The following is a 9,185-nucleotide window of genomic DNA, read 5'->3' on the forward strand; positions in this document are numbered from 1 at the left end:
GACGGGGGCCTCGCCCCCGTCCCCGCCCTTCACGGGCTCGTCCGCAATCACCGGACGGGCCGCCCAACCGGAGCCGCCCCATGCATCTCGACCACTCCCACGACGGTCCCGCCGCGCTCAGTGCCGACGCCCGCCGGCCCGACGGGACGCGGCGTGCGCTGCGCGTCGGGCTCGGCGGGCCCGTCGGCTCCGGGAAGACCGCGACCGTCGCCGCGCTCTGCCGGGCCCTGCGGGACCGGTTCTCGCTGGCCGTCGTCACCAACGACATCTACACCCGCGAGGACGCCGAGTTCCTGCTGCGCAACGCGGTGCTGCCGCCCGAGCGGATCCAGGCGGTGGAGACCGGCGCCTGCCCGCACACCGCCATCCGGGACGACATCTCCGCCAACCTCGAAGCCGTGGAGGACCTGGAGGAGGCGGTCGGGCCGCTCGATCTGATCCTGGTCGAGTCCGGCGGCGACAACCTCACCGCCACCTTCTCCAAGGGCCTGGTGGACGCCCAGATCTTCGTCATCGACGTGGCGGGCGGCGACGACATCCCCCGCAAGGGCGGCCCCGGGGTCACCACGGCCGACCTGCTCGTCGTCAACAAGACCGACCTCGCCCCGTACGTCGGCTCGGACCTGGAGCGGATGGCCCGCGACGCCGAGCGGCAGCGGGCCGGACTGCCCGTCGTCTTCCAGTCGTTGCGGTCCGAGGACGGCGTGGACGCGGTCGCCGCCTGGGTACGGGAACAGCTCGCGGCATGGCAGGGATGACCAACGGCGCCGGAGTGCGCGCCACCGCCCGGATCGTCGCCACCCCCGAGGGCCTGCCCGTACTGGCGGGGGAGGGGCCGCTCGCGCTGCGCCGCACCCGCGCCACCGGCGGATGCCACCGGGTCACCGTCGTCGGGGCGATGAGCGCCCCGCTCGGCGGTGACCGCCTCGCCGTGGAGGCCGAGGTGCGGGACGGGGCCCGGCTCACCGTGGACTCGGCCGCCGCCACCATCGCCCTGCCCGGCCGCACGGGTGAGGCCGCGCGCTACGACGTGCGGCTGACCGTGGGCCCCGGCGGCGAACTGCACTGGCTGCCCGAGCAGCTGATCTCGGCGAGCGGCAGCGATCTGCGGATGCGCACCCGGGTCGAGCTCGCGCCCGACGCGCGGCTCGTCCTGCGCGAGGAGCAGATCCTCGGGCGCCACGGCGAGGACCCCGGCACGCTCGCCACCCGGCTGACCGTGCACCGCGCGGGCCGCCCGCTGCTGGACCAGGAGCTGTCGTACGGGCCGGGCGCGCCCGGTGGCTGGAATGGATCGGCGGTCCTGGGCGGGCACCGGGCGGTGGGGCAACTCCTGGTCGTCGACCCGCGGCTGGCCGAAAACCCCGTCGAGGCGCGGGTGCTCGGGGCGGGCGCGGTGCTGACTCCGCTGGCCGGGCCCGCCTTCCTGGTGACGGCCGTGGCGCCCGACGCCCGGCTGCTGCGGCGCGTACTCGACGAAGTCCGCACCGCTCAGCGGGACTCGGCTCCCCGCCTATCGGTTCGGTAAAGAAACACCAGTACGACCTGTTCTCGACAGGCACCAAGGCGCGAGGATCCCCCGAGACCATGGAACGCGTCGCTCCGATGCGACGCACCTCATCTGGGGGAGGAACGACTTGAGACGCACCGCAGTGCTCGGTTCGGCCGGCACTCTGATAGCGGGCACGCTCATAGCCGGCGCGATAGCGGCACCGGCGGCCACCGCCGAAAGCCGTCACCACGGCACGTCCGAGGCGCGCGGCGTACAGCTCGCCGCCGAGCGGGCCGCCACGAAGGGCATCGACTGGACCGACTGCCCGGCCGACTGGGGCTTCGCCAAGCCGATCCAGTGCGGTTACGTCAGCGTTCCGCTCGACTACGCCCACCCCTACGGCCAGCAGATCAAGCTCGCCGTGGACCGCATCTCCTCCACCGGCACCCCGGCCGAGCGCCAGGGTGCCCTCGTCTACAACCCGGGCGGTCCCGGTGCCTCCGGCATGCGCTTCCCGACCCGGGTGACGGGCAAGAACCCCCTGTGGGCAAGCACCGCCAAGGCGTACGACTTCGTGGGCTTCGACCCGCGCGGCGTGGGCCACTCGACGCCGATCTCCTGTGTGGACCCGCAGGAGTTCGTCAAGGCGCCCAAGGCCGACCCGGTGCCCTCCAGCGAGGCCGACAAGCGCGCCCAGCGCAAGCTCGCCGCCGAGTACGCGGACGGCTGCGCCGAGCGCAGCGGCTGGATGCTGCCGTTCATGACCACCCCGAACACCGCCCGCGACCTGGACGTCATCCGCGCCGCGCTCGGTGAGAAGAAGCTCAACTACCTGGGCGTCTCCTACGGCACCTACCTGGGCGCGGTCTACGGCACGCTGTTCCCCTCGCACGTGCGCCGCATGCTGGTCGACAGCGTCGTCGACCCGGCGCGCGACAACATCTGGTACCAGGCCAACCTGAACCAGGACGTCGCCTTCCAGGGCCGCTGGAGCGACTGGGAGAAGTGGGTCGCGCAGAACGACGCGACCTTCCACCTCGGCGACACGGCGGCCAAGGTCGAGCAGCAGTGGGTGAAGCTGCGCGCCGCGGCCAAGAAGAAGCCCATCGGCGGCGTGGTCGGCCCCGCCGAGCTCATCGCGTACTTCCAGAACGCCCCGTACTACGACTCCTCCTGGGTGCCCACCGCCCAGACCTGGAGCAAGTACGTGGCGGGCGACACCCAGGCGCTGGTCGACGCCGCCGCGCCCGACATGTCGGACACCAAGGGCAACATCAGCGCCGAGAACGGCAACGCGGTCTACACCGCCGTCGAGTGCGCCGACGCCAAGTGGCCCACCAGCTGGAAGAAGTGGGACCGGGACAACACCCGGCTCAACAAGAACAACCCGTTCATGACGTGGGCCAACGCCTGGATGAACCTGCCGTGCGCCACCTGGCAGACCAAGCAGCAGACCCCGGTCGAGGTCAGGACCGGCAAGGGTCTGCCGCCCGTCCTGATCGTCCAGAGCACCCGGGACGCCGCCACGCCGTACCAGGGCGCCGTCTCGCTGCACCAGCGCTTCAAGGGCTCGCGCCTGATCACCGAGAAGGACGCGGGTTCGCACGGCGTGACCGGTCTGGTCAACCCGTGCATCAACACGCGGGTCGAGGCCTACTTCCTGACCGGCAAGGTCGACAGCGCCGATGTGACGTGCGCCCCGCACGCCACGCCGAAGCCGTAACACCGAAGGACAGCTGAGCTTGGGGGCGGCCGGGAACTCCGGCCGCCCCCTCGCGTTCTCCCTCAGCGCCGCGCCGCCCGTCATGGAGTCGTGCGGGGTGGGAACGGCGCCGGAGACGGGCGCAGGCCCGCCTCGGTGACGATCCGTCCGGCCGGCTGCCGGGCGTGGCCGCCGTCGTACGCCACCATGTCCACCAGGACGTCGCTGATCGCCAGGGGCAGGGGACTGTGCCCCGCGGATCCGCTGTCAGCCGAGCAGCCTGGGGAACTTTCCGGCCGCCTCGGCCTTCACCTCGGCCGCGTACCGGTCCACGTACTCCTGCCCGGACAGCTCCAGGATCTTGTACATCAGCTCGTCGGTGGCGGCCCGCAGCACCGCCTTCTGGTTCTCCATCCCGGCATAGCGGGAGAAGTCGAGCGGCTCGCCGAAGCGGATGGTGACCCGCCGGATCTTCGGCACCACCTGGCCGGGCGGCTGGATCTCGAAGGTGCCGACCATCGCGCAGGGGATCACCGGGACCCCCGCCCTGATCGCCATCACGGCGACCCCGACCTTGCCCTTGTAGAGGCGTCCGTCGTGCGAGCGGGTGCCCTCCGGGTAGATGCCCAGCAGCTCGTCCTTGGCCAGCACCCCGAGGCCCTCGCGGATCGCCGCCTGCCCGGCCTCCTTGCCGGAGCGGTCCACCGGGATCTGCCCGACCGCGCGGAAGAAGGCGGCCGTGAGCCGGCCCTTGACGCCGGGCCCGGTGAAGTACTCCTGCTTGGCGAGGAAGGTGATGCGCCGCTTGAGCATCACCGGCATCAGGAAGTGGTCGGAGAAGGACAGATGGTTGCCCGCGACGATCGCGGCCCCCTCGTCCGGGACGTGCTCAAGACCCTCGATCCTCGGCCGGAAGAGCAGCTTGAGCAGCGGCCCCAGAAGGGCGTACTTGAGCACGTAGTACAGCAACGCACCAGCTCCTCACTCGGCCCGCCCGCCGGGCCGCCGCTCAGGCGCTGCGCGAAGCCGCCATGCCCACCGTCGCCAGGCCGAGGACCACCCAGCCGAACCAGAGCCAGCCGCTGCTGCCGAGCGCCACCGTGTAGGCAGTGATCATCACCAGCGCCACGACGGTGAGCACCACCATCGCCTTCGTCGTGCCGGGCATGGGGTCCCCTTCCTCCCGGCCGCTGCCGTGGAGTCCATGGTCGCCCCCAGGGGGCCCGCCGCGCCAGAGGGGCGCACCGGGCGTTACCGCCCGCGTGCGTCGAGCGACGCCAGATAGGCGTTGTAGGCGGCCAGCTCCTTGTCCCCGTCGCGGTCGGCGGCCCGGTCCTGCCGCTTCGCCTCGCGCTTCTCGGTGGCGTACCACTGGAAGACGAGCGCGATCAGGACGACCACGGACGGGATCTCGCTGAACGCCCAGGCGATGCCGCCGGCCGCCTCCTGGTCGGCGAGCGCGTCGATGCCGAGCGAGGAGGGCGGGTTCTTGTACGTGCCGACCATCGGCTGGGTCGCCATCATCAGGGCGATACCGAAGAAGGCGTGGAAGGGCATGCCCGCGAAGAGCTCCAGCATCCGCATGATGTAGCCGGGGCGGTGCGGGCCCGGGTCCACGCCCATGATCGGCCAGAAGAAGATCAGGCCGACCGCGAGGAAGTGGACCATCATCGCGGCATGGCCGGTCTTCGAGCCCATCAGGAAGTCGAAGAGCGGGCTGAAGTACAGCGCGTACAGGCTCGCGATGAACATCGGGATGGTGAACGCGGGATGCGTGATCACCTTCAGATAGCGGCTGTGGAGGAGCGCGAGCAGCAGCTCACGCGGGCCCTTGCGCCCGCGCCCGGCCACCGGCAGCGCGCGCAGCGTCAGCGTCACCGGCGCGCCGAGCAGCAGCAGGATCGGCGAGAGCATGCTGATGACCATGTGCTGGACCATGTGCACGCTGAACATGACCATGCCGTAGTCGTTGAGCTTCGTGCACATCACCAGGGCGATGCTCAGCACACCCAGGGTCCAGAAGACCAGCCGGCTCACCGGCCAGCTGTCGCCGCGCCTGCGCAGCCGCAGCACCCCGTAGCCGTACAGGCCGAGGCCCGCGACACAGCCGATCAGGAAGAACGGGTCCATGGACCACTCGAGGCCGCGCCCCAGCGTGAACGGCGGCAGATCCATGGTCATGCCGTGCCCGCTGTGATCCATCCGCTGACTCCTGATTTCGTACCGGTTGTCCGCACCCAGAGTAGAGCCGCCCCCGGTCGCGTTCGCGACCGGGGGCGGCCCGTGGAGTCCGGAACCAGGCGCTCCTCAGAGCACGCACTCCGCCTCGGAGTAGCGCTCGGCGGGGACGGTCTTGAGCGTCGCCGTCGCCTCGGCGAGGGGGACCATGGTGATGTCGGTGCCGCGCAGCGCGGTGAGCATCCCGAACTCGCGGCGGTGCACGGCCTCCACCGCGTGCCAGCCGAACCGGGTGGCAAGGACGCGGTCGTACGCGGTCGGGGTGCCGCCGCGCTGGACGTGGCCGAGGATGACCGCGCGGGCCTCCTTGCCCAGGCGCCGCTCCAGCTCGACGGAGAGCTGGCTGGCGACCCCGGCGAAGCGCTCGTGGCCGTAGATGTCGGTGCTGCCCACGTCGAAGCGCATCGAGCCCTCGCGCGGCTTGGCGCCCTCGGCGACCACCACGATCGCGAACTTCTTGCCCGCCGAGAAGCGGCGGCCGACCAGCTCGGTGAGCTCGTCGATGTCGAAGGGGCGCTCGGGCACCACGATCGCGTGGGCGCCGGCGGCCATCCCGGAGTGCAGGGCGATCCAGCCGGTGTGGCGGCCCATGACCTCGACGATCAGCACGCGCTGGTGCGACTCGGCGGTCGTCTTCAGCCGGTCCAGGGCCTCGGTGGCCACGCCCACGGCCGTGTCGAAGCCGAAGGTGACGTCGGTGGAGGCGATGTCGTTGTCGATGGTCTTCGGCACGCCGACGATGGGCAGACCGGCCTCGGACAGCAGATGAGCCGCCTTGAGCGTGCCCTCCCCGCCGATCGGGATGATCGCGTCGAGGCCGAGCTCGGCGACATGGCCCCGGGCGCGCTCCACGCCGTCGCGCAGATGCGCGGGCTGGACACGGGAGGAGCCGAGGATCGTGCCGCCGAGGGCGAGGATGCCGCCGACCGCGTCGAGGTCGAGCTTGCGGTAGTCGGCCTCCAGGAGACCCTTCCAGCCGTCGTGGAAACCGATGACCTCGTCGCCGTGGTCCACCACCGCGCGGTGCACGACGGAACGGATGACGGCGTTGAGGCCGGGGCAGTCGCCGCCGGAGGTGAGCACACCAATTCGCATTGCCCGGAAAACCTTTGCAACGTGGGCCGACGACCGGACCACGTCGTCCGGTTGGATCCCCGCCACCCTACCGGCGCAGGGTGGCGGGGCCGAATCAGACGTCCGACTGATGGACGTCGGAGGAACGTACGAGCGCCGTACTCAGATGTGCGGTCCGGGTCAGGCGGGCTGGGTCGCGGAGGCGATGCGCTCGGCGCGCAGTGCCTCGTACCACCGGTCGTCGGTCGGCGGCAGCGCGTTCACATCGAGGGCCAGCTTCAGCAGCAGGTCCGCGATCTGCGGGTTCCGCGCCAGCACGGGACCGTGCATGTACGTGCCGAACACCGTCTCGTTGTACGCGCCCTCGGTGCCGTCGCCGGTGCCGTTGCCCCGGCCCAGGCGGACCCGGGCGAACGGCCGGGCCGTGGGGCCCAGGTGCGTGATGCCCTGGTGGTTCTCGAAGCCGGTCAACTGCGGAAGACCCAGGCGCTCGTCGATGTCGCCCAGCACGTCACCGACGCACCGCTCGCCCTCGCCGCGGGTGGAGACCACGTCGAGCAGACCGAGGCCGGGCTCGCGCTCGCCGAGGTCGTTGATGAACTCGTGGCCCAGGATCTGGTACCCGGCGCAGACCGAGAAGATGATCGCGCCGTTGGCGGCGGCGCGCTGGAGGCCGCCGTCGCGGCGCAGCCGCTCGGCCGCGAGCCGCTGCGGCCGGTCCTCGCCGCCGCCGATCAGGTAGATGTCGCCGGACGACGGCACCGGCTGGTCGCTGCGGACGTCGAGGCGGGCCACGTCCAGGCCGCGCTGACGGGCCCGGCGCTCCACGACCAGCGCGTTGCCCTGGTCGCCGTAGGTGCTCAGCAGGTCGGGGTAGACCCACACGAGGCGCAGGCTGTTGTCGCTCATGCTCGCTTGCTCCTTAAGGGTCTCAGTTGCCGACCGTGCGGCGTACGTCCTGGAAGGCGGTGTAGTTGGCGATCAGCTCGATCTGGCCGGGGGGCGCGAGCTGGACGCACTCCGCGAGGCTCTCGCAGACCCGGAAGTCCAGGTTCGCGACCTCCAGGCGGACCGCCAGGTCCAGCTTGCGGTCACCGATGACGAAGATCGGGTGACCGGCCAGCCGGGTGTAGTCGACGTCCCACAGCCACGAGGTGTCCGTGCCGTCGGCGCCGCGGGCGTTGACGGAGAGGATCACCGGCGTCGGCGGCGGGTCGATCAGGGAAAACGTTTCGAGCCAGCCCGCCGGGTTCTTCGCCAGCAGCAGCCGCAGCTCACGGCCCTGGAACGAGACGACGTCATAGCGACCGGCGACCGCCTGCACCTGGTACATCCGCTCCAGGGCGACCTGCGGCGGCACCCCGAAGACCGCGGCGACCGCAGCGGAGGTGGCGGCGTTGGCCTTGTTGGCGCGGCCGGGCAGCTGGAGGTGGATCGGCCAGGCCGAACCGTGCGGGTCCAGGACGTAGTCGCCGCTGAGCACCCAGCTCGGGGCGGGGCGGCGGAAGCCGCACTCACCGCAGAACCAGTCGTCGCCGGGGCGCTGCATCACACCGCCGCAGGCCGGGCACGACCAGGCGTCGTCCTTCCACTCCTGGCCGGCCGCCACCCACACCACGTTGGGGGAGGAGGACGCCGCCCAGACGACCAGCGGGTCGTCGGCGTTGGCGATCACCACGGCCTTGGTGCCCTGGAGCCCCTCGCGCCACTTCTCCGCGAGCATCCGGGTCTCGGCGGCCCGGTCGAGCTGGTCACGGCTCAGGTTGAGCAGTGCGATCGCCTTGGGCGTCACATCGCGAGCGACTCCCGAGAGGTACTTCTCGTCCACCTCGATCACGCCGAAGCGGGCGTCCGAGCCGCCCGCCAGGGCCGAGGTGATGCCCGCGGGCATGTTGGCGCCCAGCGCGTTGGACACCACCGGGCCGCTGGCCCGCAGCGCCTCGGCGATGAGCCGGGTCGTCGTCGTCTTGCCGTTCGTCGCCGAGACCAGGACCACGTCCAGGTGGGTCGCCAGCCGCCCCAGCAGATCGGGGTCCAGCTTGAGCGCCACCCGGCCGCCGATCACCGATCCACTGCCCCGCCCCGCCGCGCGCGACACCGCCGCAGCGGCCTTGCCCGCCGTCACGGCGAGCTTGGCCCGCGGTGACAGCGGCTCCGCGTTGCCTGCCATCGTCCTTGATCCTCCTTGCGCCTGGGTCGGACCTCAGCCTATCGAGATCCGGACAGCGGCCCGAACCGCGCCACCACCGGCGCGGCTCCGGGTGGCCCGGAACGTACGCTTGCGGCCATGCGCCACCGTCCGATTCCCGGCAGTTCCGGCACCGTACGAGAGATGTCTCTCCTCGGTGACCCGGCCCTGCACGCCCCCTGTGAGCCCGTCAGCGACTTCGGTCCGTCCCTGGCCCGACTGGTCGAGGACCTCTTCGCGACGATGTACGCGGCGCGGGGGGTGGGCCTCGCGGCCAATCAGATCGGCGTGGGCCTGCGGGTGTTCGTCTACGACTGCCCGGATGACGAGGACGTCCGCCACCTCGGGCACCTCGTCAACCCGCGCCTGGTGTCGACGGACGGCATCGTGGTCCGCGGCCCCGAGGGCTGTCTCTCGCTGCCGGGCCTGGAGGCCGGTACCGAGCGGTACGACGAGGCGGTGGTGGAGGGGTGGACGGTCTCGGGGGAGCC

The 9,185-nt window shown here is 71.6% G+C and carries 10 protein-coding genes; 4 read left to right on the top strand and 6 right to left on the bottom strand.

The window, feature by feature from the left end:
- The first annotated feature begins 80 nt into the window (after positions 1-80).
- The 3 genes from ureG (at position 81) to ACJA3G_RS21920 (ending at position 3,215) form a co-directional block, all read left to right on the top strand.
- On the top strand, positions 81-758 hold the full coding sequence (gene ureG / locus ACJA3G_RS21910; protein WP_406554722.1) for an urease accessory protein UreG: 678 nt from the start codon (positions 81-83) through the stop codon (positions 756-758).
- Positions 746-1,528 carry an urease accessory protein UreD gene (locus ACJA3G_RS21915; RefSeq protein WP_406554723.1) on the top strand — a complete coding sequence of 261 codons (783 nt, stop codon included), beginning with the start codon at positions 746-748 and terminating at the stop codon, positions 1,526-1,528. Before ureG ends, ACJA3G_RS21915 begins: the two co-directional genes overlap by 13 nt.
- Positions 1,529-1,637: 109 nt before the next feature.
- Positions 1,638-3,215: an alpha/beta hydrolase gene (locus ACJA3G_RS21920; RefSeq protein ID WP_406554724.1), complete on the top strand. Its 1,578-nt coding sequence runs from the start codon at positions 1,638-1,640 to the stop codon at positions 3,213-3,215.
- Positions 3,216-3,461: 246 nt separating this feature from the next.
- On the opposite strand, the gene ACJA3G_RS21925 is transcribed toward ACJA3G_RS21920, so the two are convergent.
- The 6 genes from ACJA3G_RS21925 to ACJA3G_RS21950 form a co-directional block, all read right to left on the bottom strand.
- Positions 3,462-4,163 carry a lysophospholipid acyltransferase family protein gene (locus ACJA3G_RS21925; protein WP_406554725.1) on the bottom strand — a complete coding sequence of 234 codons (702 nt, stop codon included), beginning with the start codon at positions 4,161-4,163 and terminating at the stop codon, positions 3,462-3,464.
- A gap of 40 nt (positions 4,164-4,203) precedes the next feature.
- Positions 4,204-4,362, bottom strand: a complete 159-nt coding sequence (locus ACJA3G_RS21930) for a hypothetical protein (protein ID WP_180357116.1) — start codon at positions 4,360-4,362, stop codon at positions 4,204-4,206.
- 83 nt (positions 4,363-4,445) lie between these two features.
- On the bottom strand, positions 4,446-5,396 hold the full coding sequence (locus tag ACJA3G_RS21935; RefSeq protein ID WP_406554726.1) for a cytochrome c oxidase assembly protein: 951 nt from the start codon (positions 5,394-5,396) through the stop codon (positions 4,446-4,448).
- A gap of 105 nt (positions 5,397-5,501) precedes the next feature.
- The gene (locus ACJA3G_RS21940; RefSeq protein ID WP_406554727.1) at positions 5,502-6,527 is read right to left on the bottom strand and encodes a 6-phosphofructokinase; all 1,026 of its coding nucleotides are present in this window, start codon (positions 6,525-6,527) and stop codon (positions 5,502-5,504) included.
- A 159-nt stretch (positions 6,528-6,686) separates the two neighbouring features.
- Positions 6,687-7,415 carry a type 1 glutamine amidotransferase gene (locus ACJA3G_RS21945; RefSeq protein WP_101387171.1) on the bottom strand — a complete coding sequence of 243 codons (729 nt, stop codon included), beginning with the start codon at positions 7,413-7,415 and terminating at the stop codon, positions 6,687-6,689.
- Positions 7,416-7,437: 22 nt separating this feature from the next.
- Complete coding sequence (locus ACJA3G_RS21950) at positions 7,438-8,676, bottom strand: MurT ligase domain-containing protein (RefSeq protein WP_406554728.1); 1,239 nt, start codon at positions 8,674-8,676, stop codon at positions 7,438-7,440.
- A gap of 117 nt (positions 8,677-8,793) precedes the next feature.
- Between ACJA3G_RS21950 and ACJA3G_RS21955 the strand changes: the two genes are divergently transcribed.
- Positions 8,794-9,185: peptide deformylase (locus ACJA3G_RS21955; RefSeq protein ID WP_406554729.1), on the top strand; the 392-nt coding region annotated here is incomplete at its 3' end.

This window comes from Streptomyces sp. YS-3, assembly GCF_045257485.1.
GTDB lineage: Bacteria > Actinomycetota > Actinomycetes > Streptomycetales > Streptomycetaceae > Streptomyces.